The sequence below is a fragment of the Pseudarthrobacter sp. C4D7 genome, assembly GCF_013359725.1.
Classification (GTDB): domain Bacteria; phylum Actinomycetota; class Actinomycetes; order Actinomycetales; family Micrococcaceae; genus Arthrobacter.
This window is the reverse complement of sequence record NZ_JABFMW010000006.1, coordinates 133,428-157,560: the sequence shown is the minus strand read 5'-3', so window position 1 is coordinate 157,560 and position 24,133 is coordinate 133,428. Positions and strand designations below refer to the sequence as shown.

Genomic DNA, 24,133 nt, shown 5'->3' with positions numbered 1-24,133 from the left:
GCCCACACCTCAAGCACCGGCGGACCCGCCCCTACCGGCCGCAGACCAACGGCAAAGTAGAACGCTTCAACCGCACCCTCGCTACCGAATGGGCCTACGCCCGGCCCTACACCTCAGAAGCCGAACGCGCCGCCACCTACGACCACTGGCTCCACCACTACAATCACCACAGAACCCACACCGGCATCGGCGGCACAACCCCCATCAGCCGCGTTCACAACCTCAGTGGGAATTACACCTAGTGCGGGGTGAAGGCATTTCAGGCTGCTGCGCGGACGCAAAGGGCGTTAGCGGGGGAGGAGTCCCGCGAATTCATGGTTTTGGAAGACCAAGGGATCTTTGGCGTTCCCGGTGTTGAGGCCCAGGACCCTGGCCAGGACAAAGGCGTGGTCCCCGATGGGCGTGACGTTCTCGATTTGGCATTCCAAGGCCGCGACTGCGCCTGCGACTAGTGGGGCACCGTATGCTCCTTGGATCCAGAAGCTGTCATCGAAGCGGTCCGCGTCCTTTTTACCCAGCTTGCGGCAGAACTGCGCCTGTGTTGATGCAAGAGCGCTGATGCCCAGCACGGTGGCCTTGTTGAGTTGTGGCCAGCTGGAAGACTCGTGGCCGATGAAGAAGCCGACCAGGCACGGGTCCAGGGAGATAAAGACGAACGATCCGACGATCATGGCGGCACGGTCACCGGTGAGTTCAGACTGTCCGGCGACGACGGCGACGCTGGTGGGCACCATGGACATGGTGTCCCGCACGTGGGTGGGATCGAGAGTGCCGGGCCGTTCGGTAACGATAGTCATGGCTGCCTCCTTCGGTTAACGGTGTTGCTGGATGTAGTAGAGCTGCTCGGCGTCAATCCACACTTCGTATCCGTCGAGTTTGTCGATGAGGATGCGTGAGTCGACGCCTTCGGGTGCGAGCCAGAGGATTCGGGAGTCGGGGGTGGCATCTTCGATGCGTGCGGTTCTGACGTATGTGCCGTTTCGGCGGATTTCCACTGTTGCTGTTGTCGGGAGATGGAACCAGTCATCGAGCCGGTAGGACTGTGGCGGGTGGGGGGTGAAGGTTCTGCGTTCGATCGGGAAGGACCCGGCCACAGTATGGGCTGTTGGTGCGTTCATCACGGTTCCTTAGGTGGCGGCGGGCAGGGGTGGGGTCAGGTGCCACCGACCGCCGGGGAGCTGGCCGGTGGCACCTGAGAGGGGTTGGCGGGTCGAGCAGGCTTGCTGTGGTTCAGGCGACGGGTTGCGTGTCCGCGATCGGGACGGATGCCTGGTCCTTTTTAGCCGTGGTGAGGAGCCCCGCGGTGTATTCGGAAAGCCACCCAAGGCAGGCGCCGACGATCAAGGCCAGACAGGTGCCGGCCGCGTCGAAGGTGGCGCCAAAGTAGGCGGCGCATCCGGCAAACGCTCCGGGGATGAAGCCCAGGAGGCTCCAGCGGGCCTGGACGCACATGGCGAACGCTGCGATGGCGACGGAGATGCCGAGCGCGCCGGGGATGGGGAGGTTCGCCGCTCCTCAGACGATGATGGCGCCCCAGAGGACTCCGGAGAGGTTGGCAGGGATCGTTTTGAGGAGTCCGGCGCGTTTTCCGCCGGCTGCGAAGAAGCATGCCCAGGAGAGGAATCCGACCCAGGTTATAAGGCCCAGGGGTGTGCTGAATTGGGTCCAGAGCCCGGCGAAGATGCCGGCGGTGATTCCGATGATGACAAGGGGCTTCATGGGTAGTTCCTTAGGGGCAAAATGGCGTCATTGTCTTTTTGAAAAGGAAAGCTGAGGGAGTGTGCATGTGCAGGCTTCGCTGAAGTGCGCAGAACGCGGAGCGGGTGTTAGCACTTTCGGGTGCGGGTGAATCTGGCGGTACGGCCCCGGCAAGGACGCCGGGGCCGTACTACGTGGGGAGTGTTTTAGAGGTGGGTCAGGGCAAGGTCGGCGGGGTCCGCGTTGTCGGGAGTCGCAGGCGTGGGTTCCACCGGTGCGCGGTGGAACTCGCCGTTCTTCATCACTGCGGTGATCTTGTTGATGTCCTGCAGGATGGTGATGTCTTCGAGCGGGTTGCCGTCGACGAGGATCATGTCGGCGTAGAAGCCGGGCAGGACCTTGCCGAGTTCGTTGGGCTTTTCGAAGAGTTCCCCGCCGAGGGCGGTGGCAGCGATGATGGCTTCCATTTCGGTGTAGCCGAAGAGCTTCACGAAGTGGTCCAGGTCCCGGGCGTACGTTCCGCGGGGCGTCCAGGCGAAGCCGTAGTCTCCGCCGGGCAGCACGCGGATGCCGCGGCGGCGCATCTCCTGCATTGCCTTGACGGCGATGTCGAGTTCGCGGGCGTAGCCGGCCTGTTCGGCCGCCTCGTGGGAGTAGCCGAACGCTTCGGCGTCCTGGAGCGTTGCGACCAGCCAGTTGATGGCAGGGGCGACGAAGACGCGGTCCTTGGCGGCCTCGAGGAGGTCCATGCCTTCGTCATCAATGTAGGAGGCGTGGTAGATCATGTCGACGCCGGTTTTCAGGGAAATGAGCACAGAGTCGCGGCTGCGGGCGTGGGTGCAGACGCGCACGTGCCGGCGGTGCGCCTCGTCGACGGCAACCTGGAGTTCTTCTTCGGTGATGTAGGTGTCGGTGGCTGCCTTGGTGCCGGTGATTTCCTCACCGGAGATGCTGAGTTTGATCTGGTCCACGCCCAGTCCGATGGTTTCACGGACCACTTTGCGCATTTCCTCCACGCCGTCGGCGATCTGGGTGATGCCGGGCACGAGGTCCCCTGCGGTGGTCGCGATTTCCTGGCCGTTGGCCAGGTAGCGGGGGCCGGGGATGCGGCCGGCGTTGATGGCGTCGCGTACGACGACATCGAGCCGCTTCTTGGCGCTGGCCGCCCCGAAGCACATGGTGTACCCGTAGTCGATGTAGTACTTGGCTGACTCGACGGTGTGCAGCAGGTGTTCCTCGACGTTCATCGTTTCCAGGCTGTTGAGGTCGCCGTCGTTCCAGGTGAAGTGGGTGTGTGCGTCGCACAGTCCCGACATCAGGGTCTGGCCGCGGCCATCGATGACCCGGGAGCCCTCCCGGGGCAGGTTGCCCGTGCCGGGACGGACGTCGGTGATGCGCTCATCGACGACGAGCACTTCCCCGAGGAAGGGCTGGGCGCCGGTGCTGTCCAGGATGTTGACGTTGGTGAAGAGGGTTTTCGACATGACTTCGTTGTCCTTATCTTGAGCTGGAACGGTGGAGGTGTTCTTAGGGGGCTTTGCGGATCTGCATGGTGATGGTCTGCTGGCGGCGTGACTGACAGCCGGGGCTGGCGCTGCTGCAGGCACATGTCTTCTTCGTCTCCGGCTTGAGCGTGGAGCCGGTGAGGAAGTCCAGGACCGCGGCGGTGACGAAGTCCGGCGCCTCCGGCACCGTCCAGTGGCCGGTGCCCGGGGCGACCAGGAGTTCGGCCTGGCCCAGCTCCCCTGCAATGGCCTCGTTCGATTCCGGGGTGCTGACTTTGTCTTCGCTGCCGGTCAGCAGCAGCACCTTGGACTGGATCCTGGCCAGGTCCGGGTTGGTTGCTGAGGCCAGGGCTTCGCAGGCCTGCGCGTAGGCTTCCGGGTCCTGGCCCAGGAGCAGTTCACGCACGAAGGGGCGCACCAACGGGTTCCCGATCGCTGCATGATCGGCCGTGGCGGCGGTCGCGACGGTGTCGGCCACCGCGGCCATGCCCTTTTCGCGGACGAGGGCCGCCCGTGCCCGGGTGGCGTCCTTGGCCGCCTGGGCCTGTTCCCGGACCGCGCCCAGCAGGACGACTTCCCGGACCAGGTCAGGACGTGTTGAGGCCAGCTGCTGGACGATGAGGGTTCCCATCGAGTGGGCAACAAGGTGGGCGCGGCCTGTCGTGGTCTGGGATTCGATGACCAGGGCCAATTCGGCGGCCAGGGATTCCAGGCTAAGTTCCCCCACCCGGGGCGAGCGGCCGTGTCCGGCGAAGTCGTAGCGGGTGACCCGGAACCGTTCGGCAAGTGAAGCGACGAGCGGTTCATAGAAGCTGGTGGTGCCGCCCAGTCCGTGGACCAGGACAACATCCTCTCCGGTGCCCGTGCTTTCGACGAAAAGGTGTTTCGTTCCGACGGCTGTCAGCCCTGCGGGGATGGTCGCGGTGCTCATCGGCCTTCTCCGATCCGGTTCCGCAGCGTGCCGAGCTTGCTGATGGTGATCTCGACGACGTCTCCGCTGGTCAGGAACCGCGGCGGAGTGAAGCCGATGCCGACGCCGACCGGGGTGCCGGTCGCGATGATGTCCCCAGGCTGGAGCGTGATGCCGGCGCTGATCGTTTCGATGATGGTGGGGATGTCGAAGATCAGGTCCGCTGTCGTGGCCTTCTGGCGGGTTTCACCGTTGACGGTGCAGAGCAGGTCCAGGGGGCCGTCGCCGACTTCATCGCGGGTTACGGCCCAGGGCCCCATGGGGCAGTGGGTGTCGAGGCTCTTGCCCAGGAACCACTGCTTGTGGTCTTTCTGGAGGTCGCGGGCGGTGACGTCGTTGATGATCGTGTAGCCCCAGACGTGGTCCAGAGCGTCGGCCTTGCTGATGCCGCGGCCGCCCGTGCCGATGATGACGCCGAGTTCGGCTTCGTAGTCGAGTTCGGAGGTGACGCCGGCGTGCGGGTCGACGTCCGCGCCGGTGCCGATGACCGTGGAGGGTGCCTTAGTGAACACCACCGGGTATTCCGGCTGGGGTGTGGCGCTTGCGGTTGCGTCGTAGCCGGAGTTGGCGAATTCCTTGGCGTGTTCGACGTAGTTGCGGCCCACGCAGAAGATGTTCCGGCGGGGGAGCGGGATGGGGGCCAGCAGCTCGACGTCGGCCACGGGGATTGCTTCTCCGGTCGAGGCGGCGAGCTGGGCAGCTGCGCAGTCCCAGTTGTCGATGAGCGAAAGCAGGTCCTGCCCGCCCGGCACAGCAGTCACCGTTGTGGCGTCGGTGTTGAGGACGCCGGTCTGCTGGGTGCCGTTGTGGCGGAAAGTAACGAGTTTCAAAGTGATTCCCCTTCGAATCGATTATCGATAATTGATGATGTGACTCTACATGACCGTGACTGGCATCACAAGCGATTATCGATAATTTCTTTTGGAGGGGGTGCGGGCCCTTCCGGGGGAGGAGGAAGGGGCCTATTCCTGGGGGAGGATGGAGTACTCGTGCTGGTGTTCGGTGACGAGCTTGGTGCAGAGGTCCGGTGTGCCGCTCTCGAAGGCTTCCAGGATCGGGACGTGGGCTTCGGCCGCTGCGTGCAGGTCGACGTGGCCGCGCACGACGGTGGCCATGGTGCGGGCCTCGACATACAGGGAATCCCAGATCTCCAGCATCAGCCGGTTCCCGGTCGCAACTACAACAGCCCGGTGGAAGTCGGTACTGTATTTGGCGATGCCGTGGGCATCGTTCGTCGCCGCGGCCTCACGCATGCCGGCCAGGGCCTCCCGCAGCGGTGCCGGGTCGGCGTGCAGTGCCGGATATGCGGCGGCGGCGGCGGTTCCCTCCAGGGCGAGGCGGACGAAGTAGACTTCGGCGAGGTCATCCTGGGAGGCGGACCGGACGAAGGTTCCGCGGCGGGGGATGTTTTCGACCAGCCGTGTGGAGGACAGCTCCCGCAGGGCCTCGCGGACCGGCGCTTGGCTGACGCCGAATTCTTTGGCGAGCTGGAGCTCCACGAGGCGCATACCGGGAGGGTAGGTGCCGTCAACGACCCTGTCCACGATGGTGCGCTTGACTTTTTCCGAGAGGCTCTCGTTCTCAAATGCTGCTGATACCGCCATTTCCCCAGTCTTTCATGATGCTCTCGTGGCGCCCGTCCGTTCAGGCCGTTTCGGGTCATGTTCTGGATCTCGCGGTGCGGGCTTGGGGTCCCTGAAGGCCAGGCTGGGGACAATGGCCAGCGCTGCCAGGGCCGCGGCGAGGAGAAAGGCGCCGGGATATCCGGAACCGGGGCCGTGGGTGCCGTTCAAGGCATTGAGGGCAGCAGCGGCGGCGGCTACGCCGACCGCCATGCCGATCTGCCGGGCCATGTTCACGATTGTCGAACCGTCGGCCAGCTCCGGACCTTGCAGTCCGGTGACGGTAGCCGTCTGCAGCGGGACGATGGTTGTGCCGAAACCCGCACCCGCAACCAGAATCGCGGCTGCCGTCAGCCACCCCGGCGTTGCCTGGCCCGCCAGTGACAGGGCACCCGCTCCCGCTGCCATGAGACCCAACCCTGCAGCCAGCGGCGCACGCGGGCCCGTGCGCCGGGTAAGGCGCGTGGTGACCGGGGTGGCCAGCAGGATGCCGACGGCATGCAGGGATGTCATGAATCCGCTGTTCAGCGGGGACATCCCGCCGTGGCCCTGGAGATACAGCGGGAGCAGGAACAGTAGCGCCCCATAGGACAGGGCGGTCAGGAGGAAGGCGAGGTTGCTGCTCCAGATCTCCTGCTTGACGAGCAGCCGGACATTGAGCAGGGGATCTTCGCGGCGGAGCTGCCGCACGGCGAAGCCGGCCAGGAGCAGCACTGCGGTGGCGATGGCGATCAGGGGCAGAGCGGCGGGGTATCCGTTCTCCGTTCCGGTAAGACCCAGCACCAAAAGCACAAGGCCTGCCGAGACAAGTACAAGGCCAACGCCGTCGAACCGGGCACCGGGGGTGGCCGGCCGCTGCGCCGGCAAGCGCAGGCCGGTCAGAATGGCGGCGAGGGCGATGGGCATGTTAAGCCAGAAGACCCACCGCCAGCCGATGTCCTGCACAAACCACCCACCGATCAGCGGGCCCAGGACCGGGGCGAGGGCCGCCGGCACCGAAATGAGCGCGGAGGCCTTCGCCCGCTGGTCGGCGGGGAACGCGGCGAAAAGCATGGCCATGCCGATCGGGAGGATCAACCCTCCGCCCAGACCCTGTAGAGCCCGGAACGCGATGAGGACCGGCAGGGACCATGCCAAGGCAGTGAGGGCCGAGGCCATCCCGAAGATTCCCAGCGCGATCAGGAATGCCCGGCCCTGGCCCAGACGGCGGCTGATCCAGCCACTCATCGGCAGTGACACCGCGATCGCCAAAAGATAGGAGGAGATCACCCACTGGACCGGCCCGGGGCCGGCGTCGAAATCCTCCTGAAGGGTAGGCACCGCGATATTGACCACAGTGGTATCCAGCAGGTCCATGACGACAGCCAGGGTCACAGCCACAGCTGTCAGCCGGGGAATGTTTCGTTCAGACATAGCTCGGCGTTCCTTTCGGATCGGGACGCACAGTGCCGGACGTTAATCCGCCGCAGGGGTCCGACCGTATCGATGTTGGGGCAGTTATTTGGGATCGGATTTTGTCGCCTGCACAGTGCCGTGCGCGTGTTCCGGTGGTGAATAGATCGAGTAGAGCTTCAAGGGGACAGCACCCACGGCTGTGACGTTGTGCCAGGTTCCGGCCGGAACAAAGATCGCATCGCCGTCCCGTGCGCCCCACTCATGGATCAGGTTCCCGGCTGCCGGACCCATCTGGACCTTGCCCTGTCCGCTCTCCACCCGCAGGAACTGGTCCACAGCCTGGTGCACTTCCAGTCCGATGTCGTCCCCCGGGGCAATGGCCATAACAGTGACCTGCAGCCGGCCGCCCGTCCAGATTGTCCTTCGGTAGTCATCGTTGGCCTCCGTAGCACGCTCGATGTCCAGGACATAAGGCGCGGGACCATGGTCGGTGAGCGTGGAATCAATCTCTTCTTCAGTCATGAATCAATTATCCATTATCGATAATGTAGTATCTAGGTTGGTAAGGCTCATCTAAGGGAAGTAAGCAACAAATGACAGTGACAGCGGGGGAGTCCACCGTGAAGGATCCGGACTCCTCTTCCGGCGGCCCTCTGGTTGCCACGCTCTTGCGCGTCCGCGTCCGCGACCACATCGCGGCCAGGATCGTGGACGGGACCTACGCCCCGGGCCAGCGCCTGACAGAACTGGAGATAGCCCGGAGCCTGGGCACCAGCCAGACACCTGCGCGGGAGGCGCTGCGGGACCTTGCGGGCATGGGCTTTGTAGAGTCCGAACCCAACAAGGGCTGCCGCGTTCGGGAACTGGACAGCGAGGACCTGCGACAGGCCCACCCCGTCCGGGCCGCCCTCGAGGAAATCGCCGGACATTCCGCTGCACGTCATCTGAAGGGCAAGACAACGGACTTGGCCAGCGCGCTGGACGGTATGCGGGCCGCACAGGAAAACGGCGACCTCATCGCGCTGTGCTTCCACAGCACACGCTTCCATCGCCACATCGTTGAAAGCGCCGGCAACGATGCACTCACCCGGGCCTGGAACGCTTTGGGAATCGAAATGCTCACCCTCGTAGGCGCCGCCCACGACCAGGTGGGCTTCCCCAACTCGGTGGAAGAACACGCCGCAATCATGGCAGCCCTCGATGCGGGTCAAGCCGCCGCCGCGGCCCGCCTCTTGAAAAACCATGCCTGCTCGTACGTCACCAGGGATCCGGGTTCCACCGGCGCCCTGTGCACCACCCCGTAACTGACCAATTTGCCTTCACGGCCCGAACCCAAAGGAACATCAGCATGAGCACCTCGCAGACAGTACTGATTATCGGCGGAACCTCCGGCATAGGTCGCGACACCGCGAAACTGCTGGCATCACGCGGTGACGCGGTCATCGTTGCCGGACGCGCGCAAACCCGCGCGCAGGCCACGGCTCGGGACATTGGCGGCGGCGCCGTCGGCCTTGAGATTGACCTCACTGACATGGACAGCCTCCGGGCAGCCGCTGCGGCAACAGGCCCCATCGACCACCTGGTCCTCTCCGCCGCCGCCCTGGCCTATGCCCCCTTCCGGGAACTTGCCATCGACGACGCCCGGAACGTCTTCGAAGCAAAATTCTGGGGTTACTACCGCGCCGTCCAAGTCTTCGGGCCGTTGCTGCCGGACACCGGCAGCATCACTTTCTTCTCCGGCATCGCCGCCGACCGCCCCGCGCCCGGCACGGTAGCCGTGACAGCAGTGAACGCCGCCGTCGAAGGCCTCACCCGTTCTCTCGCCGTCGAACTAGCTCCCGTGCGGGTTAACGCCGTCAGCCCGGGCATGACCGACACCGAGGGCTGGTCCCACCTCCCCGACGACCAAAAAGCAGCAGCCTTCGAGCAGCAGGCCAAATCCTTGCCGACCGGCCGTATCGGACGTCCCGAGGACCTCGCCTCTACAGTCCTGCACCTGATCGATAACGGCTTCACGACCGGAACAATCCACCACGTTGACGGCGGAGCCCGCCTTGTCTGAGCAGCACCTCAGGGATCCGGACCAGCCCCGCCGGAAGGGCAGCGTGCTTGTTGCCGGGGCCTGGGGAGTGATCGGACGGCATGCGGCCGATGAGTATGTACGTCAGGGCTGGCAGGTGCGCGGCATCAGCCGGCGCCCCGTCCAGGGCGCCGGCTGGGACCACTTGTCGGTAGATCTCAGCGATCCCGCAGCCTCCGCGTCAGGTCTGGCTGAGGCCGAAGACACAACGCATCTGGTCTTCGGCGCTTACGCCGAGCGCCCGACGTCCCGGGAGCTTTCAGAGGCCAACGTCGGATTGCTGCGCAATACCCTTGACGGCCTTTACAGCGCCGGTGCCCCACTGCGTCACGTCACCCTGTATCAGGGCGGAAAGGCCTACGGGGCGCATCTGGGTTACTTCAACACACCGGCCAAGGAGCGGGACCCGCGCCTCGTGCAGCCGAACTTTTACTACGACCAGGAGGACCTGCTGCGTCAAACCGCAGCGGAGCGCGGCTTTGACCTGACCATCCTGCGTCCCGAAGGGGTAGTCGGTTACGCTGTCGGCAACCCAATGAACCTGCTGATGGTGATCGCCGTCTACGCCAGCATCTGTCGTGAACTGGGCCAGCCGCTACGGTTTCCCGGCACGATTGCCGCCTTTGACGCCCTCTATCAGGTCACCGATGCAGGGCTGCTTGCCCGGGCCACAGTATGGGCGGGCTCGGATCCACAGGCCGCCGGCGAAGTCTTCAACATCACCAACGGTGACCAGTTCCGTTGGCGCCAGCTGTGGCCGGCCTTCGCCCGTCACCTCGGCATGGATTACGCCGAACCCCAGCCGGTGCCCCTGGCTGACGCGATGCCTCAGCTCAAAAACGTCTGGGAGCGGCTGGTGGCCCGGCACTCGTTGGTCCCGACTCCGTATGAAGACCTGGTCGGATGGGAATTCGGCGACTTCCTGCTGCGGTCCGGGTTCGACAACGTCTCCTCCACCATTAAGGCCCGCCAGGCCGGCTTCACCGACTGCCTCGACAGCGAAGACCGGTTCCTGGAACTCTTCCGTGAACTTGAGGCCGATCGGATCATTCCGCCCGTTGTGCTAAGCAGCCAGTCATCTGAAAGGTACGTGCCCTGATGGGCAATGCGCGGGAATGGTCCTGGGCCGCCAGACTGACCGTTCTTGCGGTCGCCGCAGCTACAGCGGTCAGCGTTATTTACCTGCCACAGGCCATGCTGACGGTGCTGGCGGCTGGTTTTGGTGTGGCCCCGGCAGCGGCCGGTGTCATCGCGACCAGCGTTCAGGCCGGTTACGCCATCGGCATCTTCCTGCTGGTTCCCCTCGCTGACCGCGTTCAGCCCCGGCGGCAGGTCACGATTCAGTCGGTTCTCCTTGCCGCGGCCCTTGCAGTAACGGCGGTGCTGCCCGAGATTGTGGGCGTCACCTTGGGATTCCTGGCAGTGGGCCTGGTGGCAAACATTGCCCAGATCGTCATCCCGGCCGCGAGCCGGTTAGCCCCCAAAGGGAAGGCGGGCGCTGCCTTGGCAACAGTGGCCGGCGCCCTGCTGATCGGAATTTTCGGCGGCCGGATCATCGCAAGCCTGCTCGTCCAGACCATCGGATGGCGGTGGGTCGTCTTGTCTTTCGCCGCCCTGGTCCTGGCCGTGCTGCCGTTCCTGCGCACTGCCCTGGCCACAGAGCTCGAGCTGCACTCCGCCGGCGGCCAGTACCGACACCTGCTGGCCTCGACCCTTCAGCTGAGCCGGCGGAGCCCTGAACTGATCCAGTCTGCGCTGATGCAGTTCTTCGTGTTCGCCACCTTCAACTCCCTGTGGACGGTCACGGTGCTCCACCTCACCGGACCTGGCTTCGGCTGGAGCGTCCTCTCGGCCGGCCTTTTCGGGGCCGTCGGACTTGCCGCCGGAATCGCTACCCCATTCAGCGGTCGCTTCGTTGACCGTTTCGGGCCCCTTCCGGTCGGTCTCGTGTTCTTGCTGGTCCTGCTCCTGGGCGTGCTGTCGGTGATCATAGATCCCTCGTCGGCCGTCCTGTTTGGTGCGAGCATGTTCGTCATCACCTGGGCCAACCAGACAATCCTCTCCGCTAACCAGGCCCGGACCCTGGCGGCGAACCCGGTCCAATCAGCCCAGGCCAACACGGTCTTCATGTTCGCAGTGTTCCTGGGCGGCTCAGCCGGAGCCTTCACGGGCACGGTCGCCTTCAGCGCCGGAGGGATGCCCCTCGTCGGCGTGCAGGCTGGCGCCTTCGTTCTCATAGCCCTCGTTATCTGGTTCGCGTCCGCAACGCACCAGAAACGCACCACACCAAACCCTGGCAAGGAAAGGATCACAACATGACCACCGCAGGAAACATCCGGCTGAATACCGGAGCGAGCATCCCGCCGGTCGGATACGGGTGCTGGCAGACCGCCCGCGCCGATATTGCCGCCGCCGCGCGCGCCGGATACCGCGCCTTTGACACCGCAACCTTCTACGCGAACGAACAGGCCGTAGGTCAGGGGATCCGGGACGCAGGGCTAAACCCCGAAGACGTCTTCCTCACCACCAAGGTATGGCGCGGCGACATGGGCTACGCTCAAACCCTGAAGGCGTTCGAAACCTCACGCCGCCTGCTCGATGCCGACGTCATCGACCTCTATCTCATCCACTGGCCCCAGCCGGACTCCCGCCTGATCACCGAAACCTGGCGGGCCATGGAAAAACTCCTGGAACGCGGAACCGTCCGCTCCATCGGTGTTTCAAACTTCGAAGCCGCCGATCTTGACCTGCTGGCCCAGCACTCGGACGTCACCCCCGCGGTAAACCAGATCGAACTAAACCCTCTACGGCAGCGCAAGAGCCTGGTCGCGGAAAATACCGCACGCGGCATCGTCACGACAGCCTGGTCACCGCTGGGTCAGGGCGGTCCCGTCCTGCATAACAAGACACTGCTTCACCTAGCCGAAGACCATGACGTCAGCGTCGCCCAGATCGTCCTTCGCTGGATGCTCCAAAAGCAGATCGTGACAATCCCGCGTTCAACCAATCCCGCACGGATCGTCGAAAACCTCGACCTGGACGGGTTCGCCCTGGCTCCACCCGAAATAGAACTCATCGACGCGCTCTCCGTCTGACAGAACCACTACTAAAGGACCTTGAAAATGACGACTATCGGACATTCGGATCTCAGCATCTTCCCGCTCGCCCTGGGAGGAAACACTCTCGGTTGGACGTCTGACCAACAGACTTCCCACAGTGTTCTGGACGCTTTCACCACACAGGGCGGCAACTTCATCGACACAGCAGACAGCTACTCGGCCTGGGCCGAGGGCAACATCGGAGGGGAATCCGAGACCATCATCGGAGACTGGATGGCACGTCGCTCCAACAGGTCCCAGGTCATCATCGGAACGAAAGTCAGCCAGCACCCCGATTTTCCCGGCCTCTCCCGAAAGAACATCGTGGCAGCCTCCGAAGCATCCCTGCGTCGCCTCGGCACCGACTACATCGACCTCTACTATGCGCACTTCGATGACGAGACCACTCCTCTGGAGGAGACCGTCGGAGCCTTCGATGATCTCCTCATCGCTGGAAAAGTCCGTCACGTCGGCCTCTCCAACTACAGCGCGGACCGGATCAGGGAATGGATCAGGATCGCGGACGAAAACGGCTATGCCCGTCCCGTGGCCCTGCAGCCGCACTACAACCTGGTACACAGAATTGACTTCGAGGGCGAACTGGCTTCACTGGCTGCCACCAACGGGCTCGGGGTCATCCCCTACTGGTCCCTCGCCAGCGGATTCCTCACCGGCAAGTACCGGACCCGTGAAGACCTCGTGGGCACACCCCGAGAAAAGATGGCAGGCAGTTACTTCAGTACCGAAGGCTTGCGGGTCATCTCCGTCCTCGACGACATCGCGCAGGAGAGAGGCACCACTATTGCGACAACAGCTCTCGCATGGCTTCTCACCCGACCCAATATCGCCGCCCCAATCGCCAGCGCCCGCACCGCGGAACAGCTGCCCGACCTCATGGGAGCAGCCTCCCTGGCCCTCACAGAACTGGAAATCCACCGCCTCGACGAGTTGTCCTCCCTCATTCCGGCCTGAAAAATAAAAGGGGGCGTTTCGCTGCCTGGTCGTGGCCCCGCCCGGCGTCCAGACGCAGGGCGCGGCAGTTTGGACTGGGAGCTTGGGGAGAAACCGTCACGATATCGGCCGAAAGTAGCCCTATACCGAGCACTGCCTGTCTGATTTCAAAGGCTGATAATGAAGATTCCGTAAAGGCCGCTTAGCGCCTCGATGGTCCGTTCGCCCTGTGCCCGACGGCGCGGACTCACTCCGCGGCGGCGACCCCGAGGTCCGCGGCGTGGCCGCTGATGGTGCGGGCGAGGTCGATGTCGCGGCTGGTGATCCCGCCGACGTCGTGGCTTGAGAGCGTGACGCCGACCTCGGGGTAGGTGAGCGTGAGGTCGGGGTGGTGGTTGGCCTGCTCGGCGGAGGCGCCGATGCGGTTTACGAGCTCCAGGCCGGTGGAGAACTTCCGGGTCCTGAAGGTGGCGGCGAGGGCCTCGCCGGTCACGTGCCAGCCGGTGAGCCCGGCCTCGGCGAGTTCGGCGGCGGACAGCTTCCGTTGGGGATCAGTCATGGTGCCATCATGGCTCGGGATGGCCGCCAGGGCTACCCCTGAGGCACCACTTCGCCAAGGGTGATGGCAGGCGCCGGCGACTGAGGGTAAAACGTCGGCACTGCCCAGGGACAACCTGTCACGCGCTGGTAAGCGAGAGAAAAGCCCAGGGGCAACCTTCTCCGAGCCATCCCAAGGTCAAATTCGAAGGCCGATATCGGCCGTTCGATAAAGCCGACAGGACCCTTCGGATTTAGGCGCCCGGCCGACTGAAAGATTCGGGCAGCGAACTTCATCCCGGAGCTCCCGCCCCCTGAGCTCGGGACTCGAAGCGAAGGCGCGTGCCGCCTGCTGAGGTGCAGTACCGTTTTGGTACCATGAAGGCATGGCTATGAATCTTCGTGTCCCTGAAGACCTCGATCGGCGGCTGGAGAAGTTGGCTGCCGAGGAACACACCTCCAAGTCGGCGCTTCTGTTGCAGGGTGCAGAGTTGGTTCTTCAGCGCCACGCGCGGCGGCGTGAGATCAGCGAGGGCCTTGATTTTGTTATGAGTCATGATGCGGAGTTGCTGAAGCGCCTTGAGGACGCGTGACAGCGTATCTGGACATTGAGGATGCTCTTCAGGTAGTCGATCGGTATGGCTTCCATATCCGTGATGTCGGGTTGTTGGCCTCGGCGTTGGCCAGGCCGGCTACGACTGTCATGGGCGCGGAGGCTTATCCGGAACTGGCGGTGAAGGCGGCCGCGTTGTTGGAGTCGGTCGCGCGGTTCCATCCACTCATTGATGGGAACAAACGGACGGCGTGGACGCTCATGGTGTTGTTGCTCTGGGTCAACGGTTACCGGCATGCCTTCACCACGGAGGAGGGCTTCGACCTCGTCGTCGGAGTCGCCGCGGGCACCATCGACTTGCTGGACTCCGCCGCCGAAATTTCCAGGCATCTGGTGCCCCGGTAGTCCTTCACCCTCCGAAAATGGGGTGTGGACAATGTTCACACTTTTCGTCTCGTACTGCCTCGTACAGCTGCCGGACTTCTTCGAATTCCGCATGTTTTCGCGGGTTCCCAATGTTTGCAAGGGCTGGAATGTATTTCGAGTCCCACCTCGGGCACGTGTTTTCCCTGCTCTGGGGCCGTGGGCCTCTGAGTGTGCACAAACTGTTCACTTATAGGCCCCTTCGGGGGCCCTTTTCTGTTGGTGGCCGTAGCTGTGGCCGGCGTGCTCCTTGTCTCGCTGGTCGGTGCTTGGTATCTCTTCATTGTCGTCCGCGGGGTGGGCGACATGACCGGTTCTGGGTGTGGAAATATTCGCTGCTCTGCAGTTGTTCCCCCGGGAGCTTCCATGACGTGGCCTGGTCCTGCTCGCGTCCAATGGGCCGCCCACGTGAGGCTGGTTTTTGCTGCCGTGGTAGACGGACTCGGCGTTGATCTGGCTGGATTGGGTGGCACTCAGGGGGAGTCGGACGCCGTTCTCAGTGTCGCCGTCGTACTGTGACGCTGTTTGGTCTCCGACGAGGAGTCCTTCTCTGATGGTCTCGCTCGGCGAGGGCGCCTGTGAGCGCGGCGATGGTTGTGGTGTGTCGTTTGTGGTCGCCGTTCATGGGTTCCGAGGTGTAGACGGCGAAGAGCACGCTTTCGGCGCTGGTGTCGTGGCTGAGGTATCGGGCGACCATCTTTGCGTAGCTGATTTCGGTGTTTGGCTTCGGCGGGTCGACGCGGAGGGTTGCCCCTACGCGGTTGTATCTGGCCGCCAACTCGGCGTCCACCTGAAACGGGCGTTCCGGTTTAGGCCAGAGCCCAGTGAACCTTGATTCTGCGATGGGGCCCTTGGCGACATCGACGGTGAAGACCACAGTGGCTTCATTGTCGTGCTCGATGCCGAAGTTGCGGTCACCCGGCCGGAGACCGGGCGGAGGGTATGGATGTCGTCGTCCTCGGGCCATTCGGTGAGCCCTACGGGTGCTTGGCCTTCTTCGATGTGAATCGGAAGCCGTCCGAGTTGGCGGCGACCAGGCCCGCCTCGGATGCGCTGTTGCCGCAGACGCAAGTGAGTCTGGCTACATCGTTGTCGACTACTTCGACGATTTCGTTGCCCACGATTTTCCCGTCCCGGTCTGTGTTCGTGGCCAGACTATTGCGGGTCCTCCCCGCCGGGATTTACGCGGCCTCCGCGCGGCCTTGCACCTCTTGCAGGACCCCGGGCAGATCCCGGAGCTGATCGACGCCCTGAAGGACATCCAGCTTGTTGCGGAATCGTCATCGGGGCTCCCCGTCCCCGCTTGATCATTTGGAAGCAATTGCATATACAATCTGCATTGTTGGGGGCGACGATTGGACTCCCACGCCTTAATCTTGGGGGTTTTATTTTGAGCAGGAAATTCGCTGCCACCGTCGTCGGGTTGTTGACCATGACGTCTCTCGCGGGTTGCGCCGGCGCATCCGCGACGGGAGCTCCTGAGAGCACCAAGGCCGCAGCTCCCGCAGTGAGCAAGGCATCTGCCGTCCAGACGTACCTCACCGGGTCTTGGAAATGCCCGCAGACCAAAACCACGACGGCCATCGGTGTGGATACCTTGTCTAAGTCGGCCGGTTCCTGGCTGATCGCCAACGGTGGAGCGTCCACGCTGACGTTCAGCCCGGGCAAGCTTGTGATAGAGAACGCCACCTATTCGGACTTCGAGTTTTTCGTCAAAATAGACGACGATTCGCTCCTCCTGACCGGGACCGGCAAGAACCGGCAGTTCTCGTCCATGAACGGACAGGAAGTCAAGATCGCATTGCCGGAAAAGCTCGACGGCGATGCAAAAATGGCTGGCACGTCCACGGGGGGCAACGGTGACGTGGCGATGTCTTTCACCAAAGACACATTCACTGTCCACGATTCCAAGGCTCCGACCGATTCATCACTGGACCTGACCTGCAGGAAGATCACCGGCTAGTCGGCCGGAGCGGAGAGCTCGGAGCAGCCCATGCCGTATCGCCATGGGCTGCTTGTTCGGATTCGCTGGTACCGCCTCGAAATGCAATGGGCAGGGCCATTCGGTAGAGCACGGGGCGTGCGGCTTAGGTCAGATCCCAATGAACTGTGATGGCTTCGACGATCGGACCTTTCTCGACGTCGACGATGTTGATCACGGGCGCCTCGCCGTCGTGCTCGATGTCGACGTTCCGGTACAGCCGACCGCAGGACGGGCAGAGGGTGTGGTGTCGTCATCCTCAGGCCACGCAGCCAGACCACCGGGGACCTCGCCTTCCTCGCTATGAACCGGGAAGCCATCCGAGTTGGCGACGATCATGCCTTCGTCCCGGGCCCTGTTACGGCCTTCGCGATCTCCTGCGTCCACGGGGGTCTAGCTCGAACTGGCGCCGAGCATGCGCGACCCACTGGACCATCCCTACACCGCCGGGGAGTTCGTACTCCGCTTCGCCGAACTGCTCGCCACACGGTCCGCCCGGTGCATGGCGTTGGAGGAAGCCCTCATCGCCTGATCAGTTCCTGCCCTTTTCAGGAACGCGCAGGTCAGGACCCTGCGTCGTGTGCAGGGGCACGGTGTCAGGTCTGGCAAGATAAGCGGAGCACGATCGGGCAGGCATTGGGTCCGGCAGCACTTCTTGGGGGAAACATGAAAGCGCGCTACCACTTTTTCCTGGCCAAAACGGCACTTGTCGCAGCACTGGCCGCCAGCTCGCTCATCGTGGCGCCGGCGGCAGCAAACGCCGACGCGACCATCGTCTCCGACCTGGTGAACGAGCCCGGTTTCGTCTCACCCAACAGCAGGTGCGATGCGGACGTGGCAGTAATAGGCGCCCGCGGATCAGCCCAACCACTGATTGAAAGCCACGAAGGAAAGCCAGTCCAAGAAGGCTCCAGGCCTCAAGATCACATCGCCGGCTTCGGCAACGAGGTCGCTACCGCAGCCTATGAGATCACCCGGCGCCTTCCCGCGGCCACAAACCTTCGCTTCATACCTGTCAACTACCCGGCAGTGTCCGCTATCAATGGATTTATTGAGGCCGACAACATCGGTGCCAATTTCAAGTTCGGAAAGTCAGTTCTGCCGAGCTACGGCGATCACAGAACGTACATGGCTTCTGTAAACGAGGGGGCTGCCTCCATCGTCGACACGGTCAGAAAGCTTTCCACCACCTGCCCCGGGACCGAGATAGTTCTTATTGGGTTCAGCCAAGGAGCGCACACCACGCACATTGCCTTGGACATGTTGCGGCAGGAAAACCTCCTCGCCAATATAGCTGCTGTCCAGTTGATCGCAGACCCGATGCGCAACCCCCTAGACCAGACCCCGTTCAACTACAGCGGCAAGGGTACGCTCGGGAGCTGGACGTTTTCGAAGATTGCACGCCCGATTCCCGACTCAACTTGGGACACCGGAGCCCCGAGCGGCATTCGGGAAGGTACTGATCTCACTAATGGTGTGGGCTCGTTGTGGATTGGAACTCCTCAGAATCCTCAAAAGTACGTCCCCATCCCTGTTGAGCTCAAAGGCAAGGTCGTCAACGTCTGTCACATGCTGGATATGGTGTGCAATCTTTCCCCCGTCTTCGACTTCGACGCCCATGGATCTGTGTACACCGACACGTACGAGTACAGGCACTGGCAGGGGAACCGCCGGATTAACAACTCGGACATCTACACGGCCCCCGGTCAGTGGATGACGAACAGGCTGAACATAGCCCACCGCGTCGGCGGTACCGGTGGGCTGACTGTGGGGCCTGAATGTGCTGACCTGACGATCATCGGCACCCGCGGCGAGGACTGGCTTGAGGCGACCGATGTGGCAAGTCATGAGCCGGAGATTCCGGGCTTCGGTCCGTCAGTCTCCGCAGCCGCACGGAAGCTAAAGGAGCAGCTACCGGCAGGAACCAGTGTCGCATTCGCCTCCGTGCACCCCCCGCTGCCTCCGCGTGACCCCAAGGCTCCCTTGCACGGCATCATGGGCCCACCCAACATGTTCGACCTGCAGGTCATTGCCGGCGTGAAGAAGGCTACCGAGCTAGCGGCCAAGACGGTGGAGGATTGCCCTGATACGAAGCTGGTGATCCTCGGCTACAGCCAGGGTGCCCAGATTCTGCATGAAACGGTGTCCGCTGCCAATGAGAGTGTCCTAAGCAGGATCGCAGCCGTCTGGCTGATGGGCGACACCGCACGGGACCCCAGCCTTATCGGCAGCACTGCCGGCGCCGGAGAATCGCTACCTGCTGACGACAACGGGGGACAGTACGTTGCCGATGCGAAGGCCCGGAACGCCGTCGCTATCTCTCAAGATCTCAGTGACCGCTATCGAAGCGTGTGCATGATCGCGGACAAGGGGTGCCGAAGCCTCACGGGTTCCTACAACGGGGCCACTAACCGGCAAACTCAACGTGGAATCTACCTTGATTCGGCCACCCTTGATCAGGGGGCGCAATGGGCGTCGAAGCGGATCGTGTCGCTGCCGCTCTCTACAGGCGCGCAGGTGGCCAAAATCCGGCGGGGAGTCTCGACGGCTTGGGAAGCACACAAAACGACCAACGTCGGGGGAGCGCTCCGGCCGCCACTGCTGAAGTGAGGGGAAGCCATCCTGGCCACCGGGGCCGTGCATATGCTCACCGTAGCCGTCCCGGACACCGCCGAGTTCATGTCGCCGCGCGGTCGTGCCGGTATCCCGGGCATTTCCCTGGACGCGCTGGTGCCTGAAGCCTAGGCCATGATCGTCGGAGCGCTCCTGCTGGCAGGCGGTTTCTTACTGCTCGCCGCAGCACTGGTAGCGCTCGGATCCGTCGTGCCCACCGTAAGGACGCCAACGGGCTGTTCGGTGCCATCGTCGTCATGATGTTCGTTCCGCTCTACGCCGTGCCGCTCATCATCAGCGACCCGGCTCCCCGGTCGTTCAGGTCTTCACCTACTTACCGTCCTCAGCCCCGCTAACCGCGACGCTCCGTAACGGCATCGGCTCTCTCGGCGACGTCGAAGCAGCCGTTGTGATCGCCGAATTGTTCGTTTTCGGAGCCGTGGTCATCGGGATCGCCGTGAAGCTCTTTCGCCATGGCAGCACTCAGTACAGCTCCAAGGTCCCCTTCATGGCCGCCCTGTTCACCAAAGGGGTGACACGGACCGGATATTCCGCACACATAACGGCCAACGACCAGCCACATCATTAGAATGTAACGGCCGCTGCTTCTTCGCAGCGCACTACCTTGGGGGAACCAACATGGCAGACAAACGCACCCGGTCCGAGCACTTCCTGTGGGAACAGCAGCGGCTGCGCGAGCAGTCAGACCGGAAGCACGCCGCATCCATCAGGAATGACCGCGAAGCCGTCTACAACAGGCGGGACGCCGCGGCGAGACGCCAGCGGCCCCAGCGGAGCAACCAGGAGATCGAAGCCCACGCAGACTTCGTCTTGTCCTTCGTGCCGGTTGTCTGGTTCCTGATAAAGTGGCTGCTGGCGTTCATGGTCTGGAACATCATTGTGTCCATCCTCGGCGGAGTCAGCTCACCAGTCGGCATTGTTTTCACCGTCATCTTCCTCGGGCTGACCGTCCTCAAGCAGGTCCGCCGCCGCAGGAAGCGCCGCGCCTTCTAATCTAGCGTGTCCGGCCAGGCCCCACTGCGCTCTTGGTGCCCGGCCGCGCACAGTCCCGGCATGATCCTCTTCAACCGCCAAACGAAAGGAAATCCCTGCCGGCGGGCGTGGCTAAAATAATCCGCGCCCCTGCGCTCTTTTCTGGCACTGTCGCACACATATAGGTCATGACCGATAACATTTGCGCGCGTCCGCGGCAAAGCAACCGGAACCGCGCCTTAGCTGACCTACGAGGAGCTCGGCAGGCTGGTCGGACTGAGCCAGGGCGCCTCCTACGCAGCCCGCCGCGACGCCGAGTGCGCAGCCCCGCTGTCATCGCCCGCGGAGTCCTCAAAGACCGCCCGGACGCCCGCCACATCGGGCTGGGCATCGATTCGGCAGACAATGGCGAATTCGTCTGCGTCGCGGTCGTCTACAACGGCAGCTACGAAGTCCTCGGCTCCTACGGCGCGGGCGCGCAATACTTGGCCGACGAAGAATCCGGATACCGCCTCCAGGCTAGACTGGTGCGCTGAGATCATAGTTTTGGGCAGACTCGTCGCTAATGGGTCGCTCGCGCGCAAATGTCATCAGATCGTCGCCAATGTCCTGGTCTATTTTTGCTGGGGGTGCCCTCGCTCACCAGTGTTGAAAGGCATCTTCCTACCCTTCTTTCCGCCGCCGGAGAAGAGGGGCGATGCCCCTGCCCTGCGCAAACCTAGGGTGGGAGTTGCAACGACCGTGCCGTCTTTTACACTGCAGAACCCGAAAGGACGCGACACCGGAGCCGTGGTGGTCCACGGCATCAGAGACGATGATGCAGTACGGAATGTGCCAATGTTCCGACATCGTCGCGGAGGTTAGTCCTTCCGGCCTGCAGCAATCGCCGCCGCTCAAGGAGAGCGATGTTCAAGGCCTTGCCGCCCAGGCCCGGGATGTCAGCGCCGGTCAGCCGCGCCAGGCCCCCACGGCCGCCCCGTTTGCGGCCGTCCCTGTCATGCCCAGCATGGAACGGCGGCTGAGCGGTGAATTGTGAGAGATTGCTGCTGGACCGCAGCGACCGCAGCGACTGCAGCGACTGCAGCGACTGCAAAAGAGCTTATCGACCCGTTGTTTTCTCAGATGTCATTGTTGGCTCCTCATAACAAAGTGAACGGGACCCTCTACTTTTGTTGTCCGCAGCGTTGTTTCGCTTACATCTAATAGCATGCGAAAGCTCGTGCTGCGGAGGCTTGTGCCTCGACAGCGGCTGTTAGTTCGTCAAAGGTGGGCGGGTTCGCGCCGGTGCGCTGGACGGTGATGGCCGCTGCTGTGGCTGCGGTGCGTCCGAGTTGCTCCATGACGGTGGGCGCGAAGCCTTCGGTGCTGCGGGTGAGGAGGCCCATGATGAGTGCGGCCATGTAGGAGTCTCCGGCGCCGATGGTGTCCGCGACCGTGGCTTTGATGGCGGGGACGGTGATGCGTGCGGACAGGGAGGTGAGCTGGGAGCCTTCGGCTCCCTTGGTGATCACTGCCAGTCCGGCGCCGAGTCGGAGGATGCGGTCAGCGGATTCCTCCAGTGTTTGCCGGGGGTACAGCCAGTGGGCGTCCTCATCGCTGAGTTTGACGACGTCGGTCAGGGCGGCGATTTCTTCGAAGGTTGCTTTCGCTTCCGCATGGCTGCCGAGCAGGGAGGGCCTGATGTTCGGGTCGTAGGTGATGGTGCAATGCGTGTGGGCTTGTTCGAGCAGGGTCTTGACGGTACCGGCCCCGGGGTTGAGGAAGGTGGCTATCGAGCCGGTGTGCAGGATTTTGGGGAAGTAGGCCGGCGTTGCTGGTGGCAGGTCCCAGTGGATGTCGAAGTCGTATGCAGCGGATCCGTCGGGTCCGAGGGTTGCGGTGGCTGTTGCCGTGCGGGTGAGGGATTGTGAACCGGGCAGGAGGGTTACTCCTGCCCGGTGGAGGTGGTTCTCAATTGATCTTCCCCGGGCATCAGGTGCGATGGCCGTGTACAGGCCCGTGCCCACGCCGAGACGTCCGAGTCCGTAAGCGACGTTGGCCGGTGATCCGCAGGGATGTTCCACCCGGCCACTCGCGGTTACCACCACATCGATCAGCGCTTCACCCACAACCAGGACATCCAGGGACCGCTGGATATCTTGTCGTGCTGCCTGGAGGCTTTCCATATTTATCGGGACGAGCCAAGCATGCGGTTCCACTACGTGTTGTCCTCTCCGACGGCAGTCAGCTGTAGAAGTGCCTCGGCTGAACCGTTGGTGGAAAACAAGGTAATTGCCGTGTGGCCCGGGTCCGGGAAGATCAGCTCGGTAAGAGTCACGAGGCCGTCCTGCGCGAAGACCTCCACGGAGCAGTGGTCAATGAAGATCCGCAGGGAATAGGTGCGGTCCAATGCCCGCAATGGAGCTTTGCTGACAGATGGAAATGCCGGGTGGAAGCCGGTGTCGCCGGAGTTCGTCCGGTCCAGCACCAGTTCGCCCGTTCCAGGGCGGATGCTGATCCGGGTGCCGGCGGACCCGTCGGCTCCGTCGGTTGCGCCGCGGAGCACGAGACCGAACTCGTCGGCCGTTCCGGGCGTAAAGGTGACGTCTACAATCTGCACTGCAGCGCCGCCGTCGACCGCCACCGCCCCGTCCAGGGACACCCGCTGCGCCGGCCTTGGCAGCGACTGTGCGGTGCATTCGGGTGCTGGCTGTTGCACAAGCCGCGGCTGTCCGTCCACCATGGCCAGGGACACTTCCCGGACAAGGCTCATGGGGCTGCGCCAGGGTGAGGTGGGAATCTGGTTGGCATATTGCCAGTTGTTCATCCAGCCGATCATGAGCCTGCGGCCGTCCGGGGCGTTGCTGAAGGACACGGCAGCGTAGTAGTCCCGGCCCCAGTCCAGCCACCGGTACTGATCCAGGAGTGCGGGGTCCTGCATGCCCTCCGTGAGGGTCGTTTCGGAACGGAAGGTCACGCCGTCGAACTCTCCCACGAAGTACTGTCCGGCCGAGCCTCCGTTGGGGCCGCCGGGATTCATATTCACGGTAAGGACCCATTTTGTCGTCCCGGGAAGACCGTCGACCGGCAGCTCGAAGAGGTCGGGGCACTCCCAGATCCCGCCGGTGCCGTTTGCCGGACCGAAGGTGCTCAGGTATTCCCACGTCCGGAGGTCGTCGGAGCGGTAGAGAAGTACGGCGAAGTCGTGGGCTTCGACGGCGGCCATCACCCAGTAGCTGCCGGCCGGCCCGTTGTAGCGGAAGACTTTGGGGTCGCGGAATTCGGGGGAGTTCCTGGTCAGGACAGGGTTGCCTGAGTATTTGGTCCAGGTGTAGCCGCCGTCGATGCTCCAGGCGAGGGATTGGGCCTGGATGCCCGGGTGGGCCGAACCGGGCTTGTAGGCGCTGGTGTAGATGGCCACCAGCGGTGCAACGCCTCCGACGCCGAAACCAGAGGAATTCCCATGGTCCACCACAATGCTGCCCGAAAAGATCTCCTCGGTGTCGTCACACGGGATGGCGACTTGATGCTCTCTCCAATTAGCGAGGTCGGTGGAGGTGGCGTGCCCCCATGACATGTTGCTGTGGACGTTCCCAAACGGATTGCTTTGGTAGTAAAGGTGGTAGATGCCCTCATGGAAAACCAGGCCGTTGGGATCGTTGAGCCAGGTGTCCTTGGCCGTGTAGTGCATCGCAGGGCGATAAGCCTCAAGGGCGGGCGCAACGGTGTTCATGA

Annotated in this window: 26 protein-coding genes and 1 pseudogene; 14 read left to right on the top strand and 13 right to left on the bottom strand. The window is 63.3% G+C overall.

Annotated elements, in window-relative coordinates; all coding sequences use genetic code 11:
* A partial coding sequence (locus tag HNO81_RS07120) for an integrase core domain-containing protein (RefSeq protein WP_175317429.1) occupies positions 1–242 on the top strand: 242 nt, incomplete at its 5' end.
* Between the two features lie 45 nt (positions 243–287).
* On the opposite strand, the gene HNO81_RS07115 is transcribed toward HNO81_RS07120, so the two are convergent.
* The 9 genes and pseudogenes from HNO81_RS07115 to HNO81_RS07075 all read right to left on the bottom strand — a co-directional run bounded on the left by HNO81_RS07115 (position 288) and on the right by HNO81_RS07075 (position 7,697).
* Positions 288–797, bottom strand: coding sequence for a flavin reductase family protein (locus HNO81_RS07115; protein ID WP_018763840.1), 510 nt, complete (start codon positions 795–797; stop codon positions 288–290).
* 15 nt (positions 798–812) lie between these two features.
* A complete protein-coding gene (locus HNO81_RS07110) occupies positions 813–1,118 on the bottom strand; it encodes a hypothetical protein (protein ID WP_175317428.1) in 306 nt (101 codons plus the stop codon).
* A 112-nt stretch (positions 1,119–1,230) separates the two neighbouring features.
* Positions 1,231–1,719 (bottom strand): annotated as a pseudogene (locus tag HNO81_RS07105) (DUF1097 domain-containing protein).
* A 185-nt stretch (positions 1,720–1,904) separates the two neighbouring features.
* A complete protein-coding gene (locus HNO81_RS07100; protein WP_018763837.1) occupies positions 1,905–3,182 on the bottom strand; it encodes an amidohydrolase family protein in 1,278 nt (425 codons plus the stop codon).
* Between the two features lie 43 nt (positions 3,183–3,225).
* Complete coding sequence (locus HNO81_RS07095; RefSeq protein ID WP_175317427.1) at positions 3,226–4,134, bottom strand: alpha/beta fold hydrolase; 909 nt, start codon at positions 4,132–4,134, stop codon at positions 3,226–3,228.
* Positions 4,131–5,003: a fumarylacetoacetate hydrolase family protein gene (locus tag HNO81_RS07090; protein WP_175317426.1), complete on the bottom strand. Its 873-nt coding sequence runs from the start codon at positions 5,001–5,003 to the stop codon at positions 4,131–4,133. Before HNO81_RS07090 ends, HNO81_RS07095 begins: the two co-directional genes overlap by 4 nt.
* Positions 5,004–5,135: 132 nt before the next feature.
* Positions 5,136–5,777 carry a GntR family transcriptional regulator gene (locus HNO81_RS07085; protein ID WP_018763834.1) on the bottom strand — a complete coding sequence of 214 codons (642 nt, stop codon included), beginning with the start codon at positions 5,775–5,777 and terminating at the stop codon, positions 5,136–5,138.
* A 12-nt stretch (positions 5,778–5,789) separates the two neighbouring features.
* Positions 5,790–7,208 (bottom strand): DHA2 family efflux MFS transporter permease subunit, encoded by a 1,419-nt coding sequence (locus tag HNO81_RS07080; protein WP_175317425.1) that lies wholly within the window; start codon positions 7,206–7,208, stop codon positions 5,790–5,792.
* Between the two features lie 84 nt (positions 7,209–7,292).
* Positions 7,293–7,697 carry a cupin domain-containing protein gene (locus HNO81_RS07075; RefSeq protein ID WP_371416516.1) on the bottom strand — a complete coding sequence of 135 codons (405 nt, stop codon included), beginning with the start codon at positions 7,695–7,697 and terminating at the stop codon, positions 7,293–7,295.
* An 86-nt stretch (positions 7,698–7,783) separates the two neighbouring features.
* Here HNO81_RS07075 and HNO81_RS07070 point away from each other — a divergent pair, with 86 nt between their 5' ends.
* Genes HNO81_RS07070 through HNO81_RS07045 form a run of 6 tightly spaced genes read left to right on the top strand, consistent with a single transcriptional unit; the run spans position 7,784 to position 13,340 of the window.
* Positions 7,784–8,494: a GntR family transcriptional regulator gene (locus tag HNO81_RS07070; RefSeq protein ID WP_246857430.1), complete on the top strand. Its 711-nt coding sequence runs from the start codon at positions 7,784–7,786 to the stop codon at positions 8,492–8,494.
* 44 nt (positions 8,495–8,538) lie between these two features.
* Positions 8,539–9,252, top strand: a complete 714-nt coding sequence (locus tag HNO81_RS07065) for an SDR family oxidoreductase (RefSeq protein WP_175317424.1) — start codon at positions 8,539–8,541, stop codon at positions 9,250–9,252.
* A complete protein-coding gene (locus HNO81_RS07060; protein ID WP_254703346.1) occupies positions 9,245–10,369 on the top strand; it encodes an SDR family oxidoreductase in 1,125 nt (374 codons plus the stop codon). Before HNO81_RS07065 ends, HNO81_RS07060 begins: the two co-directional genes overlap by 8 nt.
* Positions 10,369–11,589 (top strand): MFS transporter, encoded by a 1,221-nt coding sequence (locus HNO81_RS07055; RefSeq protein WP_175317422.1) that lies wholly within the window; start codon positions 10,369–10,371, stop codon positions 11,587–11,589. Before HNO81_RS07060 ends, HNO81_RS07055 begins: the two co-directional genes overlap by 1 nt.
* Positions 11,586–12,365 (top strand): aldo/keto reductase, encoded by a 780-nt coding sequence (locus tag HNO81_RS07050; RefSeq protein WP_175317421.1) that lies wholly within the window; start codon positions 11,586–11,588, stop codon positions 12,363–12,365. Before HNO81_RS07055 ends, HNO81_RS07050 begins: the two co-directional genes overlap by 4 nt.
* Before the next feature lie 27 nt (positions 12,366–12,392).
* A complete protein-coding gene (locus HNO81_RS07045) occupies positions 12,393–13,340 on the top strand; it encodes an aldo/keto reductase (protein WP_175317420.1) in 948 nt (315 codons plus the stop codon).
* Positions 13,341–13,566: 226 nt separating this feature from the next.
* Here the strand turns inward: HNO81_RS07045 and HNO81_RS07040 are convergent, their stop codons facing one another.
* Entirely contained in the window at positions 13,567–13,878 is a 312-nt protein-coding gene (locus tag HNO81_RS07040; protein ID WP_175317419.1) for a 4a-hydroxytetrahydrobiopterin dehydratase, read from the bottom strand.
* A 364-nt stretch (positions 13,879–14,242) separates the two neighbouring features.
* Here HNO81_RS07040 and HNO81_RS07035 point away from each other — a divergent pair, with 364 nt between their 5' ends.
* Complete coding sequence (locus tag HNO81_RS07035; protein ID WP_240685144.1) at positions 14,243–14,449, top strand: ribbon-helix-helix protein, CopG family; 207 nt, start codon at positions 14,243–14,245, stop codon at positions 14,447–14,449.
* Positions 14,446–14,814 carry a type II toxin-antitoxin system death-on-curing family toxin gene (locus tag HNO81_RS07030; RefSeq protein ID WP_175317418.1) on the top strand — a complete coding sequence of 123 codons (369 nt, stop codon included), beginning with the start codon at positions 14,446–14,448 and terminating at the stop codon, positions 14,812–14,814. The genes HNO81_RS07035 and HNO81_RS07030 overlap by 4 nt, the downstream gene beginning before the upstream one ends.
* Before the next feature lie 514 nt (positions 14,815–15,328).
* On the opposite strand, the gene HNO81_RS20105 is transcribed toward HNO81_RS07030, so the two are convergent.
* A complete protein-coding gene (locus HNO81_RS20105; RefSeq protein WP_254703345.1) occupies positions 15,329–15,709 on the bottom strand; it encodes a hypothetical protein in 381 nt (126 codons plus the stop codon).
* A gap of 513 nt (positions 15,710–16,222) precedes the next feature.
* On the opposite strand from HNO81_RS20105, the gene HNO81_RS07020 reads away from it, so the two are divergent.
* From HNO81_RS07020 to HNO81_RS07000, 5 genes are all read left to right on the top strand, one after another.
* Positions 16,223–16,795: a hypothetical protein gene (locus HNO81_RS07020; RefSeq protein ID WP_175317417.1), complete on the top strand. Its 573-nt coding sequence runs from the start codon at positions 16,223–16,225 to the stop codon at positions 16,793–16,795.
* 684 nt (positions 16,796–17,479) lie between these two features.
* Positions 17,480–19,423 (top strand): cutinase family protein, encoded by a 1,944-nt coding sequence (locus HNO81_RS07015; protein WP_175317416.1) that lies wholly within the window; start codon positions 17,480–17,482, stop codon positions 19,421–19,423.
* A gap of 412 nt (positions 19,424–19,835) precedes the next feature.
* On the top strand, positions 19,836–20,015 hold the full coding sequence (locus HNO81_RS07010; protein ID WP_175317415.1) for a hypothetical protein: 180 nt from the start codon (positions 19,836–19,838) through the stop codon (positions 20,013–20,015).
* Positions 20,016–20,065: 50 nt separating this feature from the next.
* The gene (locus HNO81_RS07005) at positions 20,066–20,440 is read left to right on the top strand and encodes a hypothetical protein (RefSeq protein ID WP_175317414.1); all 375 of its coding nucleotides are present in this window, start codon (positions 20,066–20,068) and stop codon (positions 20,438–20,440) included.
* Between the two features lie 296 nt (positions 20,441–20,736).
* The gene (locus HNO81_RS07000) at positions 20,737–20,955 is read left to right on the top strand and encodes a hypothetical protein (protein WP_175317413.1); all 219 of its coding nucleotides are present in this window, start codon (positions 20,737–20,739) and stop codon (positions 20,953–20,955) included.
* 663 nt (positions 20,956–21,618) lie between these two features.
* On the opposite strand, the gene HNO81_RS06995 is transcribed toward HNO81_RS07000, so the two are convergent.
* A complete protein-coding gene (locus tag HNO81_RS06995) occupies positions 21,619–22,584 on the bottom strand; it encodes a PfkB family carbohydrate kinase (RefSeq protein WP_175317412.1) in 966 nt (321 codons plus the stop codon).
* 32 nt (positions 22,585–22,616) lie between these two features.
* On the bottom strand, positions 22,617–24,131 hold the full coding sequence (locus HNO81_RS06990) for a glycoside hydrolase family 32 protein (protein ID WP_175317411.1): 1,515 nt from the start codon (positions 24,129–24,131) through the stop codon (positions 22,617–22,619).
* Positions 24,132–24,133 lie beyond the last annotated feature (2 nt).